General features: G+C 61.5%; 25 protein-coding genes and 1 tRNA gene. 14 read left to right on the top strand and 12 right to left on the bottom strand.

What is annotated here, in order from left to right:
• Positions 1-37: 37 nt before the first annotated feature.
• Both lysS and pyrH read right to left on the bottom strand, forming a co-directional pair.
• Positions 38-1,684, bottom strand: a complete 1,647-nt coding sequence (gene lysS / locus ACI8UR_RS05415) for a lysine--tRNA ligase (RefSeq protein ID WP_411715711.1) — start codon at positions 1,682-1,684, stop codon at positions 38-40.
• Positions 1,677-2,360 (bottom strand): UMP kinase, encoded by a 684-nt coding sequence (gene pyrH / locus ACI8UR_RS05410; RefSeq protein WP_411715710.1) that lies wholly within the window; start codon positions 2,358-2,360, stop codon positions 1,677-1,679. Before pyrH ends, lysS begins: the two co-directional genes overlap by 8 nt.
• 83 nt (positions 2,361-2,443) lie before the next feature.
• Between pyrH and ACI8UR_RS05405 the strand changes: the two genes are divergently transcribed.
• From ACI8UR_RS05405 to ACI8UR_RS05395, 3 genes are all read left to right on the top strand, one after another.
• Entirely contained in the window at positions 2,444-3,226 is a 783-nt protein-coding gene (locus ACI8UR_RS05405) for a molybdopterin synthase (RefSeq protein ID WP_411715709.1), read from the top strand.
• A gap of 271 nt (positions 3,227-3,497) precedes the next feature.
• Positions 3,498-3,737 (top strand): hypothetical protein, encoded by a 240-nt coding sequence (locus ACI8UR_RS05400; protein WP_411715708.1) that lies wholly within the window; start codon positions 3,498-3,500, stop codon positions 3,735-3,737.
• Positions 3,738-3,853: 116 nt separating this feature from the next.
• On the top strand, positions 3,854-5,020 hold the full coding sequence (locus ACI8UR_RS05395) for a site-2 protease family protein (RefSeq protein ID WP_415087631.1): 1,167 nt from the start codon (positions 3,854-3,856) through the stop codon (positions 5,018-5,020).
• Here the strand turns inward: ACI8UR_RS05395 and thiL are convergent, their stop codons facing one another.
• Positions 5,021-5,884: a thiamine-phosphate kinase gene (gene thiL / locus ACI8UR_RS05390; RefSeq protein WP_415087630.1), complete on the bottom strand. Its 864-nt coding sequence runs from the start codon at positions 5,882-5,884 to the stop codon at positions 5,021-5,023.
• A 70-nt stretch (positions 5,885-5,954) separates the two neighbouring features.
• Here thiL and ACI8UR_RS05385 point away from each other — a divergent pair, with 70 nt between their 5' ends.
• The 7 genes from ACI8UR_RS05385 (at position 5,955) to ACI8UR_RS05355 (ending at position 11,233) form a co-directional block, all read left to right on the top strand.
• Positions 5,955-6,971 carry a lysylphosphatidylglycerol synthase transmembrane domain-containing protein gene (locus tag ACI8UR_RS05385; RefSeq protein ID WP_411715832.1) on the top strand — a complete coding sequence of 339 codons (1,017 nt, stop codon included), beginning with the start codon at positions 5,955-5,957 and terminating at the stop codon, positions 6,969-6,971.
• A 67-nt stretch (positions 6,972-7,038) separates the two neighbouring features.
• The gene (locus ACI8UR_RS05380) at positions 7,039-7,494 is read left to right on the top strand and encodes a 30S ribosomal protein S19e (protein ID WP_411715831.1); all 456 of its coding nucleotides are present in this window, start codon (positions 7,039-7,041) and stop codon (positions 7,492-7,494) included.
• A 129-nt stretch (positions 7,495-7,623) separates the two neighbouring features.
• On the top strand, positions 7,624-7,974 hold the full coding sequence (locus tag ACI8UR_RS05375; RefSeq protein WP_411715830.1) for a DNA-binding protein: 351 nt from the start codon (positions 7,624-7,626) through the stop codon (positions 7,972-7,974).
• On the top strand, positions 7,975-8,562 hold the full coding sequence (locus tag ACI8UR_RS05370) for an asparagine synthase-related protein (protein ID WP_411715829.1): 588 nt from the start codon (positions 7,975-7,977) through the stop codon (positions 8,560-8,562).
• 55 nt (positions 8,563-8,617) lie between these two features.
• The gene (locus tag ACI8UR_RS05365) at positions 8,618-9,271 is read left to right on the top strand and encodes a potassium channel family protein (RefSeq protein WP_411715828.1); all 654 of its coding nucleotides are present in this window, start codon (positions 8,618-8,620) and stop codon (positions 9,269-9,271) included.
• Positions 9,272-9,556: 285 nt separating this feature from the next.
• The gene (locus tag ACI8UR_RS05360; RefSeq protein ID WP_411715827.1) at positions 9,557-10,627 is read left to right on the top strand and encodes a putative sulfate/molybdate transporter; all 1,071 of its coding nucleotides are present in this window, start codon (positions 9,557-9,559) and stop codon (positions 10,625-10,627) included.
• A 126-nt stretch (positions 10,628-10,753) separates the two neighbouring features.
• Complete coding sequence (locus ACI8UR_RS05355) at positions 10,754-11,233, top strand: hypothetical protein (protein WP_411715826.1); 480 nt, start codon at positions 10,754-10,756, stop codon at positions 11,231-11,233.
• Here the strand turns inward: ACI8UR_RS05355 and ACI8UR_RS05350 are convergent, their stop codons facing one another.
• Positions 11,234-12,016 (bottom strand): SDR family NAD(P)-dependent oxidoreductase, encoded by a 783-nt coding sequence (locus ACI8UR_RS05350; protein ID WP_411715825.1) that lies wholly within the window; start codon positions 12,014-12,016, stop codon positions 11,234-11,236. It lies immediately after the preceding gene.
• Positions 12,017-12,205: 189 nt separating this feature from the next.
• On the bottom strand, positions 12,206-12,856 hold the full coding sequence (locus tag ACI8UR_RS05345; RefSeq protein ID WP_411715824.1) for a non-canonical purine NTP pyrophosphatase: 651 nt from the start codon (positions 12,854-12,856) through the stop codon (positions 12,206-12,208).
• Positions 12,857-12,953: 97 nt separating this feature from the next.
• Here ACI8UR_RS05345 and ACI8UR_RS05340 point away from each other — a divergent pair, with 97 nt between their 5' ends.
• On the top strand, positions 12,954-13,370 hold the full coding sequence (locus ACI8UR_RS05340; RefSeq protein WP_411715823.1) for a hypothetical protein: 417 nt from the start codon (positions 12,954-12,956) through the stop codon (positions 13,368-13,370).
• Positions 13,371-13,696: 326 nt separating this feature from the next.
• On the opposite strand, the gene aceB is transcribed toward ACI8UR_RS05340, so the two are convergent.
• Positions 13,697-14,998, bottom strand: a complete 1,302-nt coding sequence (aceB, locus tag ACI8UR_RS05335) for a malate synthase AceB (RefSeq protein WP_411715898.1) — start codon at positions 14,996-14,998, stop codon at positions 13,697-13,699.
• Between the two features lie 139 nt (positions 14,999-15,137).
• Complete coding sequence (gene aceA, locus ACI8UR_RS05330) at positions 15,138-16,202, bottom strand: isocitrate lyase (protein ID WP_411715892.1); 1,065 nt, start codon at positions 16,200-16,202, stop codon at positions 15,138-15,140.
• A gap of 314 nt (positions 16,203-16,516) precedes the next feature.
• Between aceA and ACI8UR_RS05325 the strand changes: the two genes are divergently transcribed.
• Positions 16,517-17,164, top strand: coding sequence for a helix-turn-helix domain-containing protein (locus ACI8UR_RS05325; RefSeq protein ID WP_411715893.1), 648 nt, complete (start codon positions 16,517-16,519; stop codon positions 17,162-17,164).
• A gap of 220 nt (positions 17,165-17,384) precedes the next feature.
• Here the strand turns inward: ACI8UR_RS05325 and ACI8UR_RS05320 are convergent, their stop codons facing one another.
• Positions 17,385-18,029 (bottom strand): helix-turn-helix domain-containing protein, encoded by a 645-nt coding sequence (locus ACI8UR_RS05320; protein ID WP_411715894.1) that lies wholly within the window; start codon positions 18,027-18,029, stop codon positions 17,385-17,387.
• A 264-nt stretch (positions 18,030-18,293) separates the two neighbouring features.
• On the opposite strand from ACI8UR_RS05320, the gene ACI8UR_RS05315 reads away from it, so the two are divergent.
• A complete protein-coding gene (locus ACI8UR_RS05315) occupies positions 18,294-18,740 on the top strand; it encodes a PaaI family thioesterase (protein ID WP_411715895.1) in 447 nt (148 codons plus the stop codon).
• Entirely contained in the window at positions 18,737-19,741 is a 1,005-nt protein-coding gene (locus tag ACI8UR_RS05310; RefSeq protein WP_411715896.1) for a BtrH N-terminal domain-containing protein, read from the top strand. The genes ACI8UR_RS05315 and ACI8UR_RS05310 overlap by 4 nt, the downstream gene beginning before the upstream one ends.
• 612 nt (positions 19,742-20,353) lie before the next feature.
• Here the strand turns inward: ACI8UR_RS05310 and ACI8UR_RS05305 are convergent.
• The 4 genes from ACI8UR_RS05305 to ACI8UR_RS05290 all read right to left on the bottom strand — a co-directional run bounded on the left by ACI8UR_RS05305 (position 20,354) and on the right by ACI8UR_RS05290 (position 26,062).
• Positions 20,354-21,424: a PGF-CTERM sorting domain-containing protein gene (locus ACI8UR_RS05305; RefSeq protein WP_415087629.1), complete on the bottom strand. Its 1,071-nt coding sequence runs from the start codon at positions 21,422-21,424 to the stop codon at positions 20,354-20,356.
• A gap of 187 nt (positions 21,425-21,611) precedes the next feature.
• Positions 21,612-22,673: a hypothetical protein gene (locus ACI8UR_RS05300; RefSeq protein WP_411715890.1), complete on the bottom strand. Its 1,062-nt coding sequence runs from the start codon at positions 22,671-22,673 to the stop codon at positions 21,612-21,614.
• Entirely contained in the window at positions 22,646-24,880 is a 2,235-nt protein-coding gene (locus ACI8UR_RS05295) for an efflux RND transporter permease subunit (RefSeq protein WP_415087628.1), read from the bottom strand. The genes ACI8UR_RS05300 and ACI8UR_RS05295 overlap by 28 nt, the downstream gene beginning before the upstream one ends.
• Before the next feature lie 1,110 nt (positions 24,881-25,990).
• Positions 25,991-26,062 (bottom strand) — tRNA-Thr (locus ACI8UR_RS05290).
• Positions 26,063-26,071: the final 9 nt, after the last annotated feature.

Genomic DNA, 26,071 nt, shown 5'->3' with positions numbered 1-26,071 from the left:
TTTTGACGCGTCGTTTTCCGGTGTCCCGTCGGCCTGCTCAGGCCGCGCGCCGAAGCCGGTCGACGACGAACTCGGTATCCATCGCCGCGAGGAACGGCCCCAGACGCGGCCCCTGCTCCTCATCGAGGAAGAGCTTGTAGCCGGCCTCGAAGAAATCACCGACAGGAACGTCGTTGTCCTTCGCAGTCTCGTAAATCTCGCCCTGGAGTTCCTCTTCGTCGGGGGCCTCGGCCTCGATGAACGCCGCGAGGTCGTCGAGCGCTACCTCGATATCCGCCTCGAGATCAACCTCCGGGAGCGTCTCTTCGAGCCGGTAGTTGAACTCGTTGTCCGTTCGGACGGCCCACGCCCGTGCCTTCTCGACCCGTTCGAGCGCGGCGTCGATTTCGGCCTCCGTGGCATCTTCCGGGAGGTGGCCGGAGCGTTTCGCCATCCGCTCGCGGAGCTCCCGGTTGTCGGTCATCCCCAGAACGGCCGCGAAGGTGTAGGGAATCCGAACCGGCTTCTCCGCGGGCGGGTCACCGCGGACGACCATCGGATAGGCGCGCTCGGCGCGTTCGGTCTCGTCCTCGTCTGCGTCCGCCTCACCGTAGTAGACCTCCTCGAAGCGGTCGAAGTCGTCGACGAGTCGGTCGATGTTGTGAACGTCGAAGTTGCGCTGTTTCTTCGGGTTCTTCGTGAAGAAGTACCGCAGCACGTCGAGCTCCAGCAGTTCGAGCACCTCGTCGACGGTGATGATGTTGCCGGCCGACGATGACAGGGGGTCACCGTTGAGCGTGAACCACTCGTAGACCATCGGCACCGGCGGTTCGAACTCGAATACCTCGCGGGCGACGGTCTTCCCGGAGGGCCACGACCCCTCGGCGTGGTCTTTGCCGAACGGTTCGAAATCGACGCCGAGCGTGCGCCACTGGGCGGGCCACTCGAAGCGCCAGGGGAGCTTCCCTTCTCGGAACGTTGCAGTGCCCTCGTGACCGCAGCCCTCGATGGTGTCGTCGCCAGCCGCGACATCGGTACAGACGTACTCGACCGTCTCCGAATCGAGGTCGACGTCGGTTATCGTCTCCGTCAGGTGGCCACATTCGGAACACTGCGCGAAGAACGGCACATACGATTCGTCGACCTTCTCCTGGAACTCGCTCAGAACCTCACGGGCGGTGTCGCGGTTCGCGAGCACGTGTCTGACGGCGTCATCGAACTCGCCGGAGGCGTACAGTTCGGTGTTCGAGACCACGTCGATGGGCACGTCCACAGCCTCCGCGGAGCGGGACAGTAGCTCGGTGAAGTGGGCGCCGTAGGAGTCACAGCAGTCGAACGGATCCGGGATGTCGGTGTAGGGTTTGCCCAGGTTCCGACCGAGGGCGCCGGCATCGACGTCGCCGAGCCCGACGACGTTCCACTCGAGATCGGCGAGCTTTCGCGGGAGCTTTCGGAGCCGATCCTTGTCGTCGGTGGTGAACACCTGCCGAACCTCATAGCCGCGGTCGCGGAGCGCCTCGGCGACGAAGAAGCCCCGCATAATCTCGTTGAAATGGCCCAGATGCGGGACGCCCGACGGGGAGACGCCACCCTTGATGATGATGGGTTCCTCGGGGTCACGCGCTTCGATTTCGTCGGCAACGGCATCCGCCCAGAACGCCCGATGCTCGCCCGTGCCGATGTCGTAGAGGTCGCGGTCACTCATCGGGGACGACCTCTGTGCCATCGAACTCACCAGCGACGGCGTCGGCGATGCGCTGGGGCTCGGTGCCGTCGAGAACGACCGTTCGCAGCCCCGACCGCTCGATAATCTTCGCGGCGAGCAGGTCGACGGGGGCATTCGAGCCGGCAGCCGTCTCGATAGAGGAGATGACGTCGACGAGTTCGGAGGCGGTGAGCCGGTCGAACTGCTCTGCGGTTTCGTCCTTGTTGGGGTCGGCGGAGAAGACGCCAGGGACGCTCGTTGCGTACACGAGTAGGTCGGCCTCGGCCATCTCGGCGAGCATGGCCGAGACGGCGTCAGTGGTGTGGCCAGGGACGGTGCCGCCCATGACGGCCACCTCGCCGCGCCGGAGCGACGCGCGCGCAGCCTCGTGTGTTTCGGCCGGTTCGGGCGTCGCAGAGCTATCGAGTGCGGTGATCAGCAGCCGTGCATTCAGCCGCGTCACGTCGATACCGACCGAATCCAGGTCGTACTCGGTGGCGCCGAGTTCCCGCGCCGTATCGATGTATCTGCGGGCGATTTCGCCGCCACCGATGACAGTCGCGATCTCGTGGCCGTCCGCGACCAACCCGTCGATGATGTCAGCGTGCTGCTCGACACGGGCGGCCTCGAGGTCGGGCGCGAGCACGCTCCCACCGATAGAAACGACGATTCTCATTGCGTTCAGGTTGCCGTGTTTCAGTCTTAAGGGTTGTCAAGACTGTCGACACCTACAAGCCGTCCCGGCCGAAGGGTTCGGGTATGCACGCCTTCACCGTTCTCGGAGCCGACGCCGAGAGCGCGCTGGAACAGCTCCTTGCCGAGTTGAACGGCCGCGTCGGAACGGTTCGCGTCGAGGATGCCACGACGGACGGCGGTGTGGTCGCCGCCCGCGGCGACACGGAGTACGTCCTCGATGACGGCTGGCGGGCCTCGGGCGACGGCCTCTCGCTCGATGATGCCTTCGACCGGCTCGCTCCGGAACACGAATACGCGGCCGTCATCGGCGCCCCTGAAGCCGATCTGCCGGCCATCGTCGTCGGTGGAACACACGAGAACGCACTCGTCACCGCGGACAGCGCGGCCGGTTTCGATGCCGCGGCCGCCATCGAAGCGATTCACGACACCGACCCGCACGAGACGCTGGAATCGCTCGTCGCGTCGGTCAAGCGGTCGCCGAAGGCCGACTACGCGGGCGCTATCGCCACGTTCACCGGTCGCGTGCGTGCGAAAGAGGATAGCGACGACGAGCGAACACAGTACCTCGAGTTCGAGAAGTACGAAGGAGTCGCAGAACAGCGGATGCGCAGCATCGAATCCGAACTGGAGGAGCGCGACGGCGTGTTGGACGTCCGCCTGCATCACCGCACGGGCCGGGTTGCCGACGGTGATGACATCGTTTTCGTCGTCGTCCTCGCCGGTCACCGTGGGGAGGCGTTCGAGACGGTCGAAGACGGCATCAACCGGCTCAAAGACGAGGTGCCACTGTTCAAGAAAGAGGTCACGAACGACGAGACTTTCTGGGTACACGAACGCGAGACGTAGCGCGCCCCACCGAACGTTGGGGGAGAAGCGGCAACATTGGCACCCAAACCGTCGTATTCTGCGGCTTTCAGTTGTGAATCGGGTGAAGATAAATCCGTTATTTTGATCCAGAATCAATGCCTTAGAGGTATTTATAAAACATCTAAAAGAATCTGAAAGACTTCTGAAAAGTGCGTTTTACACAAATACACGCCGAAGCGAGGCGAAGTAAACCGAAGGTTCCTGCCTTTATATCCCCCCACAGGAGATAGGCGAGAGCGAGGTGTCACACATGAGCGCAACGACGGAACCCTCCACGGAAAGCAAAGAATCGCGTCTTCGAAGTTACCTGCGGCAGCGCGCTGAGGACGGCGAAGTGTACGTCAAAGGTAAGTTCATCGCCGATGACGTCGGTCTCTCCCCGAAGGAGATCGGCGCCCTGATGGTCAAGCTCCGCGACTCCGCGACGGACATCGAGATCGAGAAGTGGTCGTACACCTCCGCGACCACATGGCGCGTCACCCGCGCCTGACCGTGAGCCGTTCCGCACGACACCGGCGGTAGCCGCCCGCGTTCCCGCCACCGAACCGTCAGCCGCTTTCTCCCCTGTCACGGGATTTATCCCCACGAACCCCCTTTCATTCACTGATGACGAGCATCGAGTCGGCCACTCATGATGGCCCGCCTGCGGAGGCACTCCTGCCGGCGTTCCGCGCCACCGACATCGAGGTGGACGACGACGGTACCCTCCGGTACTATGGTCGGCCACAGACCGAATACCGCCGGCTCGAACGACAGCTGTGGCCGCTGTTCCGCGAGTACGGCTACGAGGTTCGACTCGACGTCGTCGACGACAGCGAGGCCGACCCGATTACGGGTGTCGAAATCAGCCAGGAGCGGCAGGCGCTCGTCGCCGAGCCACGAAGCGTCGGCGTCAACGGGATTCCCTGGGTGAACATCGGCATGTTCGTCGCGACGGTCGTCACGACGCTGTATGCCGGTACCGTCTGGTATTACCAGCCCGTCGGCGGCCCGCTGGATCTGCTTGTCGGCTGGCCGTTCACGGTGGCGGTACTCGGCGTCCTCGGGATTCACGAACTCGGCCACTACGTCCTCTCACGACACCACAACGTGCAGGCGAGCCTCCCCTATTTCATCCCCGTCCCGACCCTTATCGGGACGTTCGGGGCCGTAATCAAGATGAAAGGCCGCATCCCGAACCGGAAAGCCCTCTTCGATATCGGCGTTGCCGGGCCCCTGGCAGGGTTGGTGGCAGCCATCGTCGTCGCTGTCATCGGCCTCCAGCTCGACCCCGTGCGAGTGCCGGAGACCGTTCTCAACAGCGAAAGCGCCATCCAGATCGAAATCGGCTATCCGCCGCTTTTGCATTTCCTCGCGTGGGCGACGGGCGGACAGCTTGACTACGCCGACCCACAGCTGGCGGCGAATCCGGTCATCTTCGGCGCCTGGGTCGGACTGTTCGTAACTTTCCTCAACCTCATCCCTGTCGGCCAGCTCGATGGCGGCCACATCATTCGAGCGATAGTCGGCGAGCGCTCCGAAAGCATCGCCGCGCTCGTTCCGGCGGGGCTGTTCACCCTCGCTGCCTACCTCTATCTCTTCCGGGAGGTCAGTCCCAACGCACCGTTCCTCTGGACGTTCTGGGGACTCATCGCGCTTGGGCTCGCCTACGTCGGCCCGACGACGCCCATCTTCGACGAGCCGCTCGACCGGAAACGGAAGGCAATCGGCGTCCTCACGTTCGCACTCGGCATCCTCTGTTTCACGCCGGTGCCCATCGAGCTCGTGATGTAGTCAGTGGGTGTAGCCGCGGTCAGGAAGCGCCTCGCCGTCCATTGTCACGCCCGCTTCGGTTACGGAGCCAATTCTGGTGATATCGACCTGCGTAGCCGCTTGAACGCCCTCGACCGCGTCGGCAGGGACTGTGAACACCAACTCGAAATCCTCTCCGAAGTGGACGCCGAGTTCGCGTCGCTCGTCGGCGTTTTCAGCGACTGACTCGACAGCCGGATGCAGCGGGACGTCATCGACGGCAAACCCACAGTCGCTCGCCTCGGCAAGCTGGTGCAGCGACCGCGCAAGGCCATCGCTTGAATCCATCATCGCCGTGGCGTAGGGAGCGACAGCACGGCCGGCCGCCACCCGTGGTTCGAAGCGGAACAGCTCGTTCGCACGCTCCGTATCGCCGGCCTCGAACAGCCGGATAGCTGCGGCGCTTCGGCCGAACTGACCGGTCACACAGAGAGCCTCGCCCGCGGTCGCACCGGAGCGAAGCACCGGGTCGTCAGTCTGGCCGACCGCCGTGGTGGCGACCGTGAACTCCTCGTGCCCATCCAGGTCGCCACCGACGTATTCGGCGTCAACGGCCGCACAGACGTCGGTACATCCCTCAAGAAAGGCCTCAAGCTCCGGTTCGTGGAATTCGGGTGCGCCGTACACAGCAACGGCTGCCGTCGCGTCGGCGCCCATCGCGGCAACGTCCGAAAGCGACGCACCGACCGCTCGCCAGCCTGCGGTGTAGCGCGTCGTCCCGGCCGGGAAATCCGTCCGTTCGTGAAGCATGTCGGTCGTCACGACGCGGTCGTCGATGACTGCACAGTCGTCGCCGGCAGCCTCGACGTACTCGCCGACGAGCGACAGCGCCACCCGTTCGTCCATACCGGCGTCTCGCCCGCCGGCGGCAAAGGGGCATCGGTGCGTTGAAACGCCCGAGGGCCGACCGACCGATATGACCCCGGACGTGCGGACGACGGTTGCCGGCTTCGCCGGCGCACTGCTCGTGTTGGCAGTGTTGGCGTGGGTCGTCGGCTTCGAGTCACTTCTCGACTCGCTCTCGATGGCCCGACGCTCCGTCATCGTGGGCGTCCTCGCTGCGGCGGCCGTCTGGCTAACCGCATGGGCGCTGGCGCTGCGTACCGTCCTCGGCGCGCTCGGCGCGCGTATCTCACCGCTCCGTGCAGTCGCCGTCTACGCCGGCGCGCTGTTCGCCAACAACGTCACGCCGTTCGGACAGGCCGGCGGTGAGCCGGTGACAGCGATTTTGATATCCGAGACTGCCGACACCGAGTACGAAACCGGGCTGGCGGCCATCGCGAGCGCCGACGCGCTGAACTTCGTCCCCTCGACGGCATTCGCCTTCGTCGGCGTCTCCTACTTCACCGTCGTTCTCGCCGCCGGCGAAGAGATTCGGTGGGCGACCGCAGCAGTCGTCGCCCTCACGGTGGCACTGCCCGTCGTGGGCTATCTCGTCTGGACGAACCACGACCGGGTGGAGACAGGTGTGGGACGAGCGTTGACGCCGCTTGCGCAGGCCATCGGCCGCCGTGTCCCACGTCTCGGCGTACCGAGCGAGGCGGCCATCGAGGAGCGCATCGACTCGTTCTTCCGCGAAATCGAGGTCGTCGCGACCGACCGGCAGACGCTCGTGGCCGCGCTCGGGCTGTCGACGCTCGGCTGGCTCGCGCAGGCGACCGCGCTGTGGCTCGCACTGTACGCTATCGGCGTGACAGCCCCGTTCGCCGCCGTTCTCGTCGCCGTGCCAGTCGGTGCTATCGCGAGCGTCACGCCGCTCCCCGGCGGCCTCGGGGGCATCGAGGCCGTCCTCATCGCGCTTCTCGTTCCGCTGGCCGGCGTCAGCGGGGCGACCGCTGCAGCAGCGGTCGTCATCCACCGTGGCGCCATCTACTGGCTTCCGACACTCGTCGGCGCCGGCGTCTCCTCGGCGCTCGGCGCACAGCGCGTGTGAGTCGTTCTCCCGGCTGAGTCGGGTGATACCAACAGCGTTAAACGCAGCCGACGGGAATCGTGACGTAATGACGACGCTTTACGACGTGCCCGCGGAAGACCTCATCGAGGCGGTGGCCGAGCAAATCGAGTCCGACCTTGATGAGCCCGAATGGGTCGGGTACGCCAAGACCGGTACTGGCCGCGAACTGCCGCCCGAACAGGACGACTTCTGGGCACGACGTGCCGCGAGCCTCGTCCGAAAGGTCGCCGTCGAGGGCCCCATCGGCGTCCAGCGCCTCCGGACAGCCTACGGTGACTCCGATAACGGGACGACGCGCTACCGCGTTCGACCCGAGCACAAGAAGGACGGCTCCGGGAACATCATCCGAACCGCCCTCCAGCAGCTCGAAGAGGCCGGCTACGTCGAGACGAACGAAGGCCGCGGCCGCACCGTCACCGGCGAGGGTCGTGCCCTCCTCGATGACACCGCCGAGGAAGTCATCGAGGCGCTCGACCGCCCCGAACTCGAACGCTACGCGTAACTCCGTTCTAGCGTTACTCCGAACAGCCTCGGGTGAGGCGAGCAGTCGGTTTCCGGTGGCGAACAGTGGCCGTCAGTGGAGAGCGTTCGGTCGGAACCATTTTTCACGCTTCATCTCTTAGGTGAGAGTATGAGTGGAGACCCCACCGACGAAGAACTCGAAGAGCTTCGAAAGGAGAAGATGGAGCAGCTACAGGAACGACAGGGCGGCGACGGCCGAGGCGAGGCCGCCGAGGCCCAGCGCCAGCAGGCCGAAGCCCAGAAGAAAGCCGTCCTCCGGAAGGCGTTGACCGACGGCGCACGCAAACGGCTCAACACGGTGAAGATGTCGAAACCCGAGTTCGGCGAGAAGGTCGAACAGCAGATCGTCGCCTTGGCCCAGAGCGGCCGGCTCCAGGGGCAGATCGACGAGGACAAGATGAAAGAACTGCTCCAGGAAATGAAACCCGAATCCCAGAGTTTCGACATCAAGCGCCGATAGATGGAGTGTGGACTGCTGTTCAGCGGCGGGAAAGACTCCGCGCTTGCAGCCCTGCTACTCGATGAGTTCTACGACGTAACGCTCGTTACCGCACACTTCGGAGTGACCGACGATTGGCAACACGCCGAGGAAGCAGCCGAGGCCCTCGGGTTCGCGTTCGAAGAGATCGAACTCGACACCGATGTCGCGGATACGGCCGTCGAGCGGATGCGGGATGACGGCTTCCCCCGCTCCGGTATCCAGCAAGTACACGAGGCCGCACTGGAGGCCGTCGCCGCCAAATACGAGATCGTCGCCGACGGCACACGGCGTGACGACCGCGTTCCAACCGTCTCGCGGGCCGTCGCCCAGAGTCTCGAAGACCGCCACGACGTCGATTACGTCGCACCGCTTTCGGGATTCGGCCGGAACGCGGTCGACGATCTGGTCGAGACGCATCTCGTCGTCGAGTCCGGGCCGAGCGAAGAGGTGCCGAAAGGCGATTACGAGACGGAGCTCCGGGCGCGAATCCGGGAGCGCTGGAACGAGGCAATCATCTCGGAGGTGTTCCCCGACCACGAGCAGACGCGCGTCGTCGGGCGTGCCTGATCGACGATCGGGATGGGCGTACACCTTTTTGCCCTGTCGCGTCATACCACGGTGCATGAAGTTCGTCATCGTCGGTTACGGTCGGGTCGGGAGGCGGACCGCGGATATCCTCACGACCGAAGGACACGACCTCGTCGTCGTCGAAAACGACCTTGAGAAGGCACAGATGGCACGCGACGACGGCCTCGACGTCGTCGAAGGTGATGGTGAGGACGAACGCATCCTCGACCAGACTAACCTCGATGAAGTCGACGCATTCGCCGCCCTCACCGGCGATCTGAACGTCAATTTCACGGCATGCATGATAGCGAACGGACACGGCTGCCGCACCGTGTTGCGCATCGACGAGGACTACAGAGAGGAGATATACGAGACGTATGCCGAAGATGTCGACGAGGTCGTCTACCCCGAGCGGATGGGTGCAGCGGGTGCCAAGACCGCCCTTCTCGGCGGCGATTTGAACGTGCTTGGCGACCTCACGGAGCATCTCACGGCGACGAGCATCGACATCCCGGAAGGCTCGCCAGTCGTGGGGCGCCGCGTCGTCGAACTGGAGTTGCCCGGCAGCGCACGACTCTACGCCCACGGCCGACGGAAGGAACCGATGACGATTCCGATGCCACAGACCGAAATCGAACCCGGAGACCGCGTTGCGCTTATCGCCGAACAGGCAGCTCTCGAGGACGTTCGGAAGATGCTACACGGCTGACGGAGGCAGAAAGTGGCTGACGCTCACGTGTGTGAAAAGCCCGGGCGCGCGATGGGGAGGATGGGGAAAGTTTGAGGCCGTCGGTGCGCGCCCATCCTGGGGCACGATGGGATACCACATAAATCCGCGTCAGACGGACGTGTGACCCTGTTTACCCCGAACGCGGTGAGTACCAGAGACATCTGCTCGCGAGGCATGTAACCGCCAGTCGTTGTAGCGCCATGGAACCGCAACCGTTCGTAGTTTCTGATAATTGATATATCCGTTGCGACCGCAGGGACGTGTATGGCGACCGCCACCGCCGCAAGGCGAACGTTCGCGGTCGACGCCGGCGAGGTGACAGGCGCAATCGGCGACTCCATCACCGTGTTGCCGCTCGTCGTCGCGCTCGGCCTCCTGACGCCAGCGTCGATACCGCATCTCCTCGGCGGGTTCGCCGTGTTCCAGGTCGTCTGGGGCGTCTACTACGGCCTGCCGCTTTCCGTCGAGCCGATGAAGGCGCTGGCCGGGCTGGCTATCGCCGGCGCCATCAGTTACGGCGACCTCATCGCTGCGGGCCTGCTTGCAGGCGCGGTCTTACTCCTCGCGGGACGTGCAGGCGCCCTCGAACGTATTGCGACCCTCATCGGCAATCCGGTCATCCGCGGGGTTCAGTTCGCCGTCGCCTGCCTCCTCGTCGTCGCGGCGGCAGACCTCGTCGTTGCGGCACCGACCGTTGCGGCCGCTGGTGTGGCCATCGCAGCAGTCGTCGCGCTCGTCTCCCAGCGGGCAGTCGCTCTGGTCGTCCTTGCCGTCGGTGTTCTCTGGACGGCCGTCGTTTCGGGCGTTCCGATGCCAGCGCTGCCAGCGCTCGAACCGTTTCCCAGTGGCGTCCCGACCCTGTCCGTTGGTGTCGCCGAGGGGCTTGCCGCCCAGTTGGCGATGACCGTCGGTAACGCGGCCGTCGCGACATCGCTACTTCTGTCAGACCTGTACGACGCAGACGTCTCCCCGGATACCCTTGCCGAGAGCATGGGTGCGATGAACCTCGTTGCGGTGCCGCTCGGGGCCTTGCCGATGTGTCACGGCTCCGGCGGCCTCGCCGGTAAACACGCATTCGGCGCTCGCTCCGCGAGTGCGAACCTCGTCGCCGGCTGTTTGTACGGCGGTCTCGCGCTCATCGCCGGCCTGCTCGTCGCGTTTCCACTCGCGTTACTCGGCGTGCTGCTCGTCGTAGTCGCCGCCTCGCTCGCGCGGGTCGCGCTCACCTCGACCGACCGGCCACTGTTCGTCGTCGCTGTCGGCGTCCTCGCAGTCGTGACAAACGTCGGCATCGCCTTCGTCGTCGGCGCCGTCTGGTGGCACGTTCGGGGCTGAACCCTGGGTTTTTGGGGCCGGGCGGGGTGGTCTCACACATGACGTGGAGTGACCTGTTCGACCGCGCGGCGGCGTACGACGTGGGGCTGGACGACGTAACTGAGACGCTCGAAGCCAGTCGTGACGATGGATAGCGACCACGAACCAAACCAGGGCCGAATCGTCGCAGACGCGGGCGTCCTCGCCGCCGACCTGCTCATCGGCGGGGCGGCGCGGGAAACCCTCGATTACGTTCGTGGCCACTCGTGGCTCGAACACGTCGTCACCGAGCGCCTGCTCGGGGAGGCCGAGGAAGTCATCACCACCCTCGCTGACGCCGACCTGGCGGCTGACTGGCGGGCGAAAATCGAGGCCGAAGCCATCATCGTCGACCAGCCGGAAGGTGACCATTCGGCCCTCGCCGCGGCGTATCACGGGGATGCCGCCCACATCGTCTCCCTGGATGAACGGCTCCAGAGTGCCGAAGCGGGCGCGAACCTTCGGGGTATCATGGACGTCAGCGTGCGGTCGCCGGACGCTTTCGTGACGGTATTCGACCCCGGGACGGCCTACGAACTCCTGTTCGACGACGAGTACGACGGCCCCGACTGCGACCCGCGGGCGTAGCTACTCGGACGTGTTGAGGTCTTTTGCGGACTGCGTCGTCAGCCGGTTCGGGAGGACGTTCGAGAGTTTCGTCAGGAGCTTGTATTTCCAGCCGGTGACGACGACGGGTTTGCCTGCCTGCAGCCCCTCGTATCCCTCCTCGGCGACCATTTCGACATCCTGCATCTGACCGCTCCCCAGAGGAGTGTCCGTCATGCTCGCGCGTGACTGGAACTCGGTCTCGACGGGGCCGGGACACAGCACCGTCACGGAGACGCCCTCGGAGCGAAGTTCTTCGGAGATGGCCTCCGAGAAGCTCTTCATGTATGCTTTCGACGCGTAGTAGACTGCCATGAACGGTCCGGGGAACCACGCCCCCGTCGAGGCCACGTTGAGAACACCACCGGAACCCCGCTCGGCCATATCGCCCCCGTAGAGATGCGTCAACTGCGTCGGCGTCACCATATTCAGCTGCATCTGGTCGAGCTCGCGGTCGAGGTCGTTCTCCACGAATGCGCCCTGCGTTCCGATACCGACGTTGTTGACTAAGACATCGACTTCGATACCTCGTTCCTGCGTCTCCTCGTACAGTTCGTGCGGTGCCTCCCGTGAAGCGAGGTCTTTCGTAACGATGTGGGTGTCAACATCGTATTCAGCCTCGACCTCGTCTGCGGCGACCCGCAGTTTCTCTTCGCGTCTCGCGACCAGTACGACATCGTGGTCGTGTGCCGCGAACTCCTCGGTCAACGCTCGTCCGATACCTGCCGACGCACCAGTCACGAGTGCGGTTCCATCGACTGTCATATCGACTCACCGGGCGTCGGCGCCTTATGCGTACGGGCGTCCTCGCGAGGGCCGTTGAAAACCGCCGCAGCGAGAGCTATTCCCGACGCAAGGCAGCGGTCGCGATGAGTACCGAGACGAAAACTGTGAGGGCCCCGGCCCCAGTTCCAGAGGCAGGGGTATTCTGTGGCGAGGCTATCGTATCGGTGGTCAGTCAGTGCGACCCTGGTACCACTCGGCGAACTTCGCGAGCGCCCGCCCGCGGTGTGAGATGGCGTTTTTCTCCTCGGCGCTCATCTCCGCGAACGTCGTTCCGTCGTGTTCGAAGATGGGGTCGTAGCCAAACCCGCCCTCACCGCGGGGTTCGACGATGGTTCCAGGGACGGCGCCCATGAACAGCTTCACCGGCACGTCGCTCTCTTCGACGGTTTCGTCGGTCGTTGCAGTCGAGCGGTTCTCGGCGGCGATATCCTGCCCCCGGCGCTCGCCCGTATCGACGGGGTCGGGAGAGGCTTCGAAGGGGTCGCCATCACAGTACGCGATGACACAGCGGAACTGGGCGCGTATCTCCTCTTCCCGACGGGCCAGCCGGCCGACGCGCTCGATGCCGAGGGTGTCTTCGACATAGGCGGAGTACGGGCCGGGGAAGCCGTTGAACCCCTCGATGTAGAGACCGGCGTCGTCGACGATGACCGGCCCGCCGGCGTAGTCGTAGGCTTTCCGGGCGCCGTAGGCGGCGACGGCCTCCAGCGAATCCGCCTGGATTTCGGGGTAGTCGTAGTCTATTGCTTTCACCTCGTCGCCGAGATACTCCTCGGCCTCCCGCACTTTCCCCTCGTTCGTCGTCACGTACCGGAGCATATCGCTCGGTTACGCGGCGGTCGGAAAAAGCCCCTCCGATACCGAGCGCTCGCCGTGACCCCGAGGCTTATGCGGGTGTGAACCGTACACACAGGTAATGACAGACGCCGACGCGGACGCGGGCGGGGACGCGAACGCGGACGAAATACGGGGTGTGTTGCTGGATCACTCCGACCACCAGGCAGTTCGGAACGTCTTCGGCGCCTACACCGGTAGTGGAACGGCGACACTCGCAGACTATATCGAGGCGATGCGGGCGACGGACGGCACCCTGGCGCTCGTGGCCAACGACGGTGCCGCCGAGGTGTATGCCCGCTGGGATGGCCACGGCGCCCGCTACGAGCACCTGACGATGTGGCCCCCGTGGAGCATCGGCGGCTACGACCACAAGGACAGCTCCGCGCTGGCGGCGTATCTCGACGAGAAAGATGACCTCAGACCGACGCTGCACGAATACACTCCGTTTGATGACCAGCAGGTGCTGTCGAGTCTCTCACACCGTATCTGGCCCTGAAAAGTCTCTGTCTCGCTTCTGCCTATCTTAGCAATTCAGCACTTCTGCAGGTCGTGGATGCAAAAGTAAATGTCCGCGCGAGCGAAGCGAGCGCGGTTCCCGGCGACGAGCGGTAGCGAGGCGTGAGCGAAGCGAACGCCTCGAAAAGTCGAACGGCGAGCGGAGCGAGCCGTGAGACAAGTGAGTCGCCGTAGCGCGCGACGACCACCGCGGCCCGAAGGGCCGCGACGGGAGAAGCGCGCGCATATTTTCCCCAGGTTTTTGCCGAGAACCGGTGTCGGGCGGCGAACGCCGCGCGACCCGCGTTCTCGTGCAAAAAGTGGAGGTTAGTTACCCACTTCCATCGCCCGCTCGACGACGTCCTCGCTGTAGAGTTCGGCGAGGTCGTCGTGCTGGTCGGGGCGGTTCTCGTAGACGTCCTGGAACAGCGTGATGGGCGTCTGGAGTGCCTGGTAGGTCGCCTCGTCCCACATGCGGTCTTTGGCGATGTCGACCTCGACGCCGTCGATGCGGACGGTCGCCGACTGGGTCATCGCGATGGCGCCCTTGCCGGCTTCCTTGGCGGCCTCGAACTCTTCCATGGAATCGACGATGTCGTCGAGGCTCGGCACGTAGTCGAGCAGGTCGAGCAGTTCCTGGCGGAGCTCGTCCTCGTCGACTTCGAGGTCGTCGCCGCCGACGCTGAGGACGTATCCGCTGCCGGTCTCTTCAAGGCTGATACGCTCGCCGTTGTAGACTTCGACGCCGCCCTCGGTTTCGAGTTCGACTTCACGGCCGTCGGCGTCGATGAGCCAGCTGCCTTCAGCCGGCGGGAGCGGCGACTGGTTGGCCTCGACGACTTGGCCGGGGGTGAGCGACCAGATGCCGAGCATACCTTTTGCCTGGTTGTCGGTCATGCGCTCGTTGTAGCCCTCGACGTCGCGGATGTCGTCGTACGGGCCATCGACGGCGATGAGGCCGTTCGCGCTCGCACCGCGGGAAGTGTTGTGACGCAGTTCGGGCCACGACGGAAGGCCGCCGGTCGGCGTGATTGCGCGCATGTCCTTCGTGTAGTCGACCTCGCCGTCGACGAGCAGGAACATCCGCTCGAGGTTGTTCGTGGGCTTGCCCATCTCGTCGCGCAGCTTGCCCATCGCGAGTTCGGCGGAACCGCTCTCGATGATGACGGACATGGCGAGGCTGCCCTCTTCAAGGCCGTACTCGTTTTCGACGATGGTGAAGAACTCGTCGGCCTTCTTCCAGTCGTCGATGTCGCCGACTTCCGGGATGACGAAGCCGTCGATGTTGTCGATAGCGCCGTTCTCGGGGTCGGCGATCTCGAGCATGTGCTGGAAGCCCTTGTATCGCGTTTCGGGGCTGTCACGGTGCCAGACGACGCGGGGGTGGATTTCGCCGGGGAAGTCGTCGCCATCCTCTGCGACGACATCGGCGATGTTTTCGGCGCCCTCGTCGCGCATGTTGGGTGCGGTGGCGTCCTCGTTGTCCGGCACCCACACGTCGGGAGCCTGCATGCCACGGAGGCCGATCGCGCTGCGGAGCTTCTTGGCGGAGTCGTCCTCGCCCTGTTCTGCTGTCGGCGTAGTAAAGAACGTGCGCACGAACGTTCGGTCGTGCAGACGCTTGTCGATTTCAGTCATCTCAGTCACTCGTACGGATTACTCCGCGGGTATTAAAGCTGGCCGAATCGGCTGTACTGGCGAGTAAAGCGAGCGAGAGCGTCGCCACTGGCGAAGGGGTCACGAAAGAAAGAACGGCTATGAGATCCGATCAGTCGTCCTGCGAGGTGACGGGGTCGGACTCTTCCTCGGTGAAGCCGGCGGACTCCTCCATCCGCTCTTTGGCTTCGGGATCGAACTGCGCCTCGATGTCCTGGAACCGGGAGACGAACGAAAGCTCGTGGTGGCTCTCGGTCTCGTGGCCCAGGTAGCGGTCTTCGAGGTCCCACTGTGCCGCCTCGTCGTTCTCGGAGATGTTCTTCATGTCCTCGTAGACCGCGTGTGCGCCCGAGTGCAGAGCGTACAGCGTGATGAAGAGGTACTGGTAGCCGAGGTCGCCCAGTTCCTGGAACGTGAGCGGATCCTCTTCCTCGGACCACGCGAACGAACTGGAGTAGTTGAACGCGAGGTCGAGGTCGGGGTGCGTCTCGTGGATGGTCTCGGCGTAGTTGACAGCGTCCTCGCGGGACGGGTCGGGCATCTCGGGCCAGACGAGGTCGACGCCGGCGTCGGCGTAGATGCGACCGCGCTCGAGGTGTTCCTCCCAGTCACCGTTGGCGGAGCCGTAGGCGTCCGTCCGGGCGATGATGATGGTGTCCTCGGACTGCTTCGCGTCGACGGCGGCGCTGAAGCGAGCCTCGGCGTCCTCACGCGAGACGATCTTCTTGCCGGCGATGTGACCGCAGCGCTTCGGCGTCGTCTGGTCTTCGATGTGGACTGCCGCAACGCCAGCCTTCTCGTACTCTCGGACGGCGCGGCGGACGTTGTGGATGCCACCGTAGCCGGTGTCAGCGTCGGCGACGACCGGCAGATTCGTCGATTCGACGATGCGCTTTGCGTTCTCGACCATCTCGGTCATCGTGACCATCTCGAGGTCCGGGAAGCCGAACTGGCCCAGAACCGTCGAGTAGCCCGACATGTACGCGGCGTCGAGGCCTGCCATCTCCGCGAGGCGGGCGTCGAGTGCGTGGTAGAGACCGGGTGCGAACGTGAAGTCCTGCTTCTCGAACTTCTCGCGAAGCTCTCGAGCAGCAGGGTTATCGACTTCTCGGGTGATCGATTCGGTGTTCTGGACTCGGCTTGCGACCTTGTCCTCTCCGTCGTTGTCGTGTGCCATGGTTGGGTTGTAGTGTTACCGGAGTCGAACAGCGCGTTCGAACAACCGGATTTCGTTCCTGAGTGCCCCCAGCCCGCTGCCGCCGCCAGCCATCGAATCGATTTCCGTCCGCTGGAGGTGGCACCGAGGCTGTGAGCCACTCATCGTGTGCACTTGTGGAGAGTGAGGACTGGTACAAAACCCTTATGAATTATAATGTTAATACTGGCTAGACTGTTTCGAGTCTTTAAGGGATTGACAATCTCTACCACTGTGGTTCGGCGTTCCACACCGGACGGCACAACACGTATTATCCTCGCGCTGTACTCCCGGATATGCGATACGCGACCGTCGTCATCTCGCCGGAGGGCGGTGGGCTCCAGCCGACAGACCAAACGCTCGCCGCCGACCCGACGGTCATCCGCGAGTCGATCCACGAGATTAACCTCCTCAACGATGGCACCGCTGTCTCGCTGTACAGCATCCGGGGGAATCTCGACCACGTTGCCGAGATTCTCGAAACGCAGTCCGACATCATCGCCTACGATGTCTCCGGCGACCGTGAAGGCCTCGCGTACATCCATTTCAGGCCGACAAAAACCATCGAGGCGCTGCTTTCGATTCCACAGGACAACGAAATCGTCCAGAAGATGCCCATCGACTGTCTCGAAGGCGGCGGGGTTCGCGTCACACTCGTCGGCCACGACGACACTATCCAGCAGGTCGTCAGCTCGATTCCCAGCTCGCTAACGTTGTCGCTCGAGGGCATCGGCGATTATCACCCCGATTCCGAACAGCTGTTCTCCGTACTCACCGAGCGCCAACAAGAGATCCTCGAAGCCGCCGTCGAGATGGGGTATTACGAGGTACCGCGGGAGGTGACCCACGAGGACATCGCCAACAAGATCGGCGTCTCGGCGGGCACTGTTGGTGAACATCTCCGGAAAGTCGAGGGCAAAGTGCTGTCCGCGCTCGTTCGCTAGTCACGCTCCGGTTCACGAGGCGAGCCACGCTGAAACGAGATCCTGAAGCAGAAACGCCACGTCGACACAACGAAGCGAGACAGTCACAGCGGCTCGCGCTTACCGGAGATGAGACCAGTTCCGACTGCCTGGATGAGTGCGGAGTGGAAGAGCAGCGCCCGGAATGTGCCGATGGTATCGGCGCGGAGGGTAATTACCCCCGCGGTGGTCGCCTACGCCGTCACCCAACGAAGTCGCTCAGGATTTTTGACTCGGCTTTTCGAAGATGTTCACTCACCGTGCTCCCAGTCAGGCCCATACAGTTCGCGATTTCATCACGCGTAACGCTGCGGGGATGTTCGTAATATCCCTCGGAAATAGCGATTTCGAGAACCTCTCGTTGACGCTCACTCAACAGTGGTTGATGACGCGTCGATGCGTCAGTCGGGGTCATCGACACGACCTCCACGAGAAGCCCCTCCGGAAATCGCTCGACGGCATCGGCTATATCTGATTGCTCACCGATCGCCGAAATCCGGATGCCCCTGTCATGGCACTCGATCGGGAATTCGATCGCCACTTTGTGTTGATTGATCAATTGAATTAGCCGTTCAGACGTCCCGTCTACGCTGAAATGGACGTGCGTTCGAACCCCATCCGCTACGCGGATTGTCTGGAACGAAATCACGTCATCTGTCTCCTCCAATAGCTGGATGATCCGTTTTTCTGCCCCCCGAAGTCGGTAGAGCAGGATACCAGTACCATCGTCCAAGTAATTGAGATATTCGATGGACTCCCGCTGGATCGCCGAGTCTTGAGAGAAAGCGTGTTCGGCCTCGTGGAGATGGCGGTCGTTGGGAATGAGCTCGATCGTGATTTCGTGCATAGGTATTCACATTCACAACCAACTATAGCGATGTTGCCGCAAATATCCGCCAGTTAATGTGGTAGGCGATGAAACGCACAGCCGGTTTAAACGAGCCAATATGCGAAGGGGATACTCTCTATACAACCGCCACGAGAATAACAGTGGAATGGCTTCTCGAGTACCCAAGACGAACCCTCTTATACAGACAACGTATCCGGAATTGACCACTACCACAGCACCCGCTGGGTGTGAGAGCGTTACGACGGCATCTGTAAGTGAAATATGACGGAGATCACCGACGTCATGGAGTATATCCCTTTCGCAAGCCATCTCGGCATCGAGATGAACGAGGCCGAAGATGGATATGCCGAAGGGCAACTGGAACTCACCAGTGAACTCTCCTCGAACCCCGGCCACCTCATCGCACACGGCGGCGTCCCGTTCGCGCTCGCCGACACCGTCGGAGGAGCCGCCGTCGTCTCACTCAACTACACCGTAACACCCACCATAGATATGCGAATCGACTACTTGAACCCAGCCACAACAGATCTTGTCGCCGAGGCAGAGGTCATCAGAAACGGCGACTCGGTGGCAGTCGCCGATATAGACGTCCGTGACCAAGATGGCACGGAAATCGCGACAGTGCGAGGAGTCTATAAGACAGGCGGTCACGATGGTGAATCGGCCTGGACTGGTGGCGACGACGCGTCCTCGTTCATCGAGCAATGAAACTCACAGATTTCCACCACCAACCGGGAGCGCACTGCGGGTCAACCTCTCTTCGCAACCTCGCTGAGTTCTACGGCTGGAACCTGGCAGAACCAGTCTGTTTCGGCCTCGCATCCGGACTCGGATTCACGTACCTCGAGTTGCCGATGGATCCGTGGCGAGCCTTCTTCGGACGGCCAATGTGGCTGGAGGAGGCATTCTTCGAGAACCTGGAAATCCCGCACACCCACACGAAGGGCGACGACTGGGAGACCGCCTGGGACGCCGTCACGAACCGCCTCGACTCCGGTGATCCAGTGATACTCTTCGTCGACCTGTATTATCTGGATTACTACGAGACTGATACGCACTTCGCACCGCACTCGCTGTTGCTCGTCGGGTACGACGAGGCGAATGATGTCGCGTTCGTGGCTGACAACGAGTTCGACGAGATACAGCGACTCCCGATTTCCAGTCTCCGCGAAGCATGGAGTTCCAAAGATATGCTGCCTCTGGAGCATCGCTACCTGGTCGTCGATGAACCGACCCGCGGCACGTCGATCGAAGACGCCACTGCGAAAGCGGTACGGGATACGGCGGACTTCATGCTCGATCCGGAGAGTATCGAACGAACCCCGATGCCCTATGGGACACATGGCATAGAGGGGATTCGAGCGATGGCAGAGAACATCGAGAACTGGTCTTCGCTCGACGATGTACAATGGGTACTCCGGTTCGCCTATCAGAATATCGAACGACGCGGGACGGGCGGAGGGCTGTTCCGACGGCTCTACGCCTCGTTTCTCAACACCCAGGGAGACGCTATTGAAATGCGGGATGCCGCCGACCGAATGCAGACGATTGCAGACGAGTGGACTGAGATCGGTAGGATCTTTCAGGAAGCGAGCGAGTTAGAAACTCCCGACGAACAGCGATCCGCACTCGGCGACCTCGCAGACCGGATAGACAGACAGGCATCCCGAGAAGCCGAGTTCTACAGAGACATTCGAAGTTCGTTGTGAGCCAATGTCGTCGTTTTTCGCCCCAAGATGAGCGTATCGGAATCCTAGCGGTGTGGGTATCAGTCAGTTCGAATTTTCAAGATCTCATGGGCCACGTCGCCGGAATCGTCTCGTATTCCGATACGCTCGTCGATCCCGTCCCGCTGGTCGAGTACGGTCGTGACAAACTCACTCGTCGCGTCGAGATCATCACCGATTCCCAAGGTATATCCCCGATGTGGAAGAGCTTGTCGCCCTTGATGACTCCGGATTAGCCGCTGGAGACGACTAATACGGACTGCTGTACCTGTTTCCCTCGACGGTCACCCGACTACGGGCGACTGCTGCCGACATGACGCACTGCAGCCCGTATGAATCTATCCCGATGATACGTTAGTCTCGTCTCGCAAGTGGGCAAGTACAACCGGTGCCTTATCTATCAATAGAATCGGTATTTTTGACAGGAAGCTCACATAATACTGCCGAGAGTACCCACCTCGTAGGTGTCCCGAAATGAAAAATAAATTATGTGTTTGAGTTTCCCACCCACCTAGAATTCAGAAGCATTCGGGTTTCGTCGATCGATTGGTAAATACTGTAACCGCTAAAGGCCATCCTAGGAGGCAGTGGCCATTACTGCCGACGGAGCACCAAGAGGGCGGAGGCCAACAGTGCCATCACCGCGATCATCGGACCGAAGCCGGGGCCGGAGCCGGGCGTCGGAGTCGAGTTGTCGGATTCGTCATCGGCGGGCGTTGATGTCTCCTCTTCAGCGGGCGTCTCTTCCTCGGCGGGCGTTGACGTCTCTTCTTCGGCAGGTGTCGCTGTCTCCTCATTGGCAGGTGTCGCTGTCTCCTCAGCGGTGGGCGTTGGTGTCCCCTCAGCGGTGGGCGTTGGTGTCCCCTCAGCGGTGGGCGTTGGCGTCCCTCCACTGTCCTGTTCACGTGGGGGATCCTCGCTCGGTGCGGGCTTCGGGCCGAGTTGCTCTTCGGCCTCCTGCTCGTTTTCGCAGTCGCAGACGTACCAATACGTAGATCCTGTTTGTGCACCAGCTTGCTTCGCATCCTCGGAGGGTTGCTCGTTCGGACCGTTGTCCGCTTCAGTGCCGTTGAGGAAACCCTGTATCTGATACCAACCCTCATCTTCGGTCACGGTTGTACAACCGCCACCGTTGGAGTTCTCACCTTGGTCGGCAACGATAGCGTCCTCTGGAGCAAGGTACGGCGGATCGGCGGTAAAGTCCTCGAAGTTATACATGAGGATAGTGAGACCGTCGTCGCGGAAGATAGTCCTCCTCTGTGATTTAACCATGTCTTGGTCGATCTGCGTACCGGTGTTGTTATTTCCGCGGTCGATGCCGAACACCGCGATGGTGTCAATAGTACAGTCACTATAGTCGAGCCATCCCGGTGAATCGATAAAGATGGTGTCGAGGAAAAGGCCTTCCTCCATACCGATATCCCTGTAGGCGTCTCCACCGGCAGCCGAGTATTGAATACTACCGTTTTCTTCACCGGGATAATGGTCGCTCGGCGATACCGAATTAATCGTGAAGTTATAACTCTCCGTATAGTCGTTGGCGTCATCGGGGTGCTCGGCAGCGACCGGTGAGACGGCTGCACCCAGAATCATGGTACTGGCTATCGCAATCACTAGCGGTACTACTAGATACCTTGTTGACAGGGTTAATTTCTGCAAGGCCATGCTGACTCATTGAGGTACATGTATAAGTACTTATCTCCTGATATGGGGGATATATTTATACGGTAGTTTGAGCGGCATCGGCCGTTCTTGTAACTCGACCCTGGTTTCGCATTGCAATACCAATTAGTCGAGAGGAAGCTCAAGGTGTCCACACCCTTCTAAAACTCTCACCGGAGAGACGGAGAGCCTACCGCCGCCGGAACAACAGCAGTGTCGTGGCCAGTGTGAGCAATGCTCCGACACTGGTGAAGCCGGAACCGTCATCGGCCGTCGGAGTCGAGTTGGCGGCACTGGCCTGTGCATCGGTCGTGGTCTGGCCGCCGTCATCTCGGTCGCCGGTCTCCTGCCCCCCAGCATCACTCTCACTAGTAGTGGTTTCACCGGGTGTAGACTCACCGCCACCGTCAGTGTTGGTCTCCGTAGGCGCAGTGTCGTCCTCAGTAGTGCTGGTCTCTCTCGGCGTAGCATCGCCATCACCAGTGTCGGTCTCGGTAGGCGTCGGATCGTCATTATCCCCAGTTTCGTCCTCTTCGGACGGCGGCGGGCCGAGCTGGTCACGGGCCTCTGACTCGCTCTCACAGTCACAGATCCAGAAGTAATGAGATGAGACGGACACCTCCTTGTATTCACCGTCCCAGCCGGTTCCGTTCACCATCGAGGTAATCTGGTACCACCCCGGCTCGTCTGGATTCCCGAAACAGCTGGTCTGATAGGTGACTATCTCGTCGGATTCGTTGATGTACGTCGTCCCCCCAGCCACATCGGAATCGTCGTAGAACTCCGCGACGACCCTGTCCTCGGATCGCTGTTGATTCTTCACGTACTGGAGGAGCCCTTCGTCCGTCTCCGTCCCGGAATTATTCGCGCCGCGGTCTATTCCGAGTTCCTCCGTATCGCCCGCCCCACAGCCGCCCAAATCGCCGGCTTCCCACGTCACGACGAAGTAATCTACCTTCCTGATACTCTCGTTTCCTCGCGCAAACTGTTTATAACTCGCATCGGACGCGCCTGGTATTCTGTCCGCCGGCGCGTCTGCTGGCTGAGCGGTGTAATTCGCGTCAGTCCCGTGGCCAGCACTCGCCGGTGGAGAGAGGCCGATGCCAACGGCACCGACCACCAAGAGAAGGGCGACCCCCGCTATGGCTTCGTGTTTCCGCTGCATACTATATCGAGGTAATGCGACGACCACGGTAGGAATACTGCCGACGAACGAAGGGGAGTTTATGAATGATGCTCGGTCTTCGTCCATGTCAGAGAGCGATACCAGTAACGAATCACCCGTGGCAGAACGCACCAGAGAACGAGCGCACTCGGTAAGACGAAGACGCTCGCGAGGAACGCATAGAACACTGTCAGTGCCGAAATGAGCCCAAAATTAGCCATGGGTGGGAGGAAGCCGAAATACAGAATCGCGAACGCACCGGCTGTGGTGAGCATACTCCCGAAAAGCGCCCCACCCGTTCCGGTCACACTCTTCTCCAGCGCTGTTTCGAAGGTATCCTTCCCTTCGAATTCTTCGCTGAACCGTTCGCTCACGTGAATCGTGTAATCGACGCCCAAGCCCAACGTGATGCTAACGATCATCGCCGTCAGAACGTTGAGAGGGATATCGAGAAGATACATCGTCCCGAGTATCCATGCCAGTGTAAACAGCACAGGGACGAAGGTCACGAGGCCGAGTAAACCGCTCCCGTGATACAGACGGTACCCGACTAGGAGGATACCTGCGATTAGGATGAACGAGTAATAGAAGCTGTTCACAGCGGTTTCGAGGATCTGCTGTTGAACCTGCGTGAAGAGCACCGGTTGGCCGCCGAGCGAAACTGAGACGCCGTCAGCCTGCAATTCGCCCTCAATTAGCCGCATCTCTGTGGTGATTTGCTCGTTGCTATACGTCCCCTCACTCGCGACAGTCAGTCGAACTGCTTGGTACTCACCATCGTCCCGAGCAATAACCGACCCGGCCAACTCTGGCGCGACTCTGAACAGCTCGTCGTAGACCGTCGTGACGTTCGTGTCGGGGACACCATCGCCATCGGTATCGGCGGCGGTGAACGTCTGGTTGAACGATTCGTTGGAAGCAGCGACGGTTCCCATGACGGTAAGTGGCGTCGTGACCGCGGGTTCGCCGTGAGTCCGGTTCGCGACGACCTCACTCCCGATAGCGCGATCTTCTGCACGATCGATTCGTGCGAGAGTTCCCGGATCGGAGACATCACCTTGTATGAGAAACTCCGTTTCGGTATTCTGGTGGATGAAATGCGTATACAAGTAATCCAGATTGCCCCGAGTATTGTACTCTGCCGGAGCCAGTGGTTCTGGAAGCTCGGTCATCAATGCCTGAGGCTCTTCTGCGACGAAGTCCTCTTGTTGGAAACTCGTATTGAGCTGCGCGGCGCCGACTACTCCGGCAGTCGCGAGGAGGAACGCCACGAGTATGACCCGGCCAGGTGCCCGTCTCGCGAGTCGGATTCCGACCATCAGTACGGGCCGTAATCGGTCGCCGCCCGTTCCGATCGGCGGAGCGTGCCGGTCGTAGCCGCGACGCTCGAGGAATTCGTCGGCCTCGACTTTGAGTGCCGGAACGATAGTTCCGAATATCAGGAAGGCGAAGATGATGCCCGCCGGTGCGACGATGCCGAGGTCTTGAAGTGGCGGAGCTGGGCTGAAGTAGTTCGCTGAAAACCCGACCGCTGTGGTCAATGTCACCCATAGCAAGGCAGTCACGAGACCCGAGAGACCGAGCACCATCGATCCGCGAATACCCAAACCACCGCCCTCCGTGGCGTCACCTCGGGCTTCACGATAGCGCATGAACACGTGGTTCGAGTAGTCGATGGCGAGACCAACCAAGAGAATCGGTATTACCACGATCGTTGGGCTCAGGTCGATGCCGACCCAGCCCATGAAGCCGAACGTCCAGAGGAGCACCAACCCGATGCCAACAAGTCCGATGGCGATGTCAACCGGGTCACGGTAAAGTAACACGAGGACGATCAGGACGTAGAGGAACGATAGTGGGAGCAAGATGCTGAGGGAGTCGATCATCGAGTTATCAATCTCCTCGTTCACCAGTCCGTTCCCGAAGACGAACGCGGACGTGTTCGCGTGTGTATACTCGTTTTCGATGGTGTCGCGTATCGCCGTTTGCGTCTCGATGATCTCCTGGGTGGCCGTTCCCGGTAGTGTCGCCCCATCACTCTCCGTGGTAACGACGATTATCGTGGCGTTCGCCGTCGTATTCCCCGGCGTATAGCCGAGCGGCATGAAGGCAAACGGCCGATCGTTCTCCGCGCTCTGATTCAATACCTGTGTGACGACAGTATCGATCTCGGATTGGTTCATGGCCGCCAGCTGGTCGCGCTGCGCCGATAACGGTGGGAGCTTGTCTTCGTCGGCCGATGGCCCGACGAGCGCAGCCCGGAGTTCACGGAGCTCTGCCTCGCGTTGTCGCAACTCTGTATATCGGTCTTCGTATACGTTCGCAGGCAACTCCTGAATGTAGAGGCGTTTGCCCTCTTCTTCCAGTTTCTCACTCCGATTCAGATACGCCGATTGATTGATTTCGCCCTCCTGAAGCTGCCGCTCTAATCGGTCAATCTGTCGCTGGAGATCGCGCACTTGTCTGGCGATATCCCTGAACGCCCGCCGTTGGTCGCTGGTCAGGTTAGCGTCGGACGGATACATCGTCCGGTTCAACTCCTGCCGTAGCTCCTCGGATCGGTTCTGGTACGTTTCTTCGTCTATCTGTCCTTTTTCATACGAGAGGTTGAGAAGATGGTACTCGTGTTGTAATTCACGCGTGCGGTTGAGCCGATCCGCAAGCGGCCGTACCGTTTCGTTGAACGCATCTGCGTCACGTTGGAGTTTTTCGCCCCGTTCTTCGAGTAGCCCGGTCGTGGCGATGACCGTCGCGATGCCGGTCGGCCTGGCGGTCAACGACTCGTTGATAGTCTGGTTCGCCTGGAACTCTCGCTGTAAGTCGAGTTGCGCGAGGAGTGACTGCCTGGTGAGGACGTTCTGGCCGCGGATGATAATGACGGCCTGTGTTTCGTTCTCCGCGTCGGAACTGAAGGTTTGATCGAGTGTTCGCTGTGTCTCACTGGCAGGAGTGTCGGTCTGATATCTGGCGAGTGATGAGGTACGGTCGACAGCGAGCACCCCGCTCCCAATGAGAAGTGAACTGACGAGGACGAGGGCGATGATGAGACGGCTGTGGTCAACAACGAGCTCGGAGAGGCGTGTAGAGAGATCCATTGGTGGCTGAAAGTCCAGATGTTTCGGAAGTTCGGGGGCCGTAGTATCAATTCCCTATTGGCCAGATTAAACGATAGGAGTAGTGCCGACGAGTGTTGGCCAGTTTAAGTGAAGATGCGGTATTTCATCGGCTACGCTCACCCCCGAACCACGGGATGGCGCGGTGCCTGACCTTATGGTTTCCTGACAGCTATGCGAACCGCAAGACAGCGACGAAGTTGGCGTGTAGTAGAACGTAACGTTCTTGAGTTCCATTTGTTCTCTCCTAAGAAGAGCGTAAAATGGGGAGAGAGGTTCTGAAGCCCGTGAAGCCTAGGCCGAGATTTGAACTCGGGGTCTCGTCCTTACCAAGGACGCGCTTTACCGCTAAGCTACCCAGGCAGGCACTCG

Origin of the sequence: Natronomonas sp., from assembly GCF_047616845.1 — an archaeon.
Classification (GTDB): domain Archaea; phylum Halobacteriota; class Halobacteria; order Halobacteriales; family Haloarculaceae; genus Natronomonas.
This window is presented reverse-complemented; position numbering and strand designations above follow the sequence as displayed.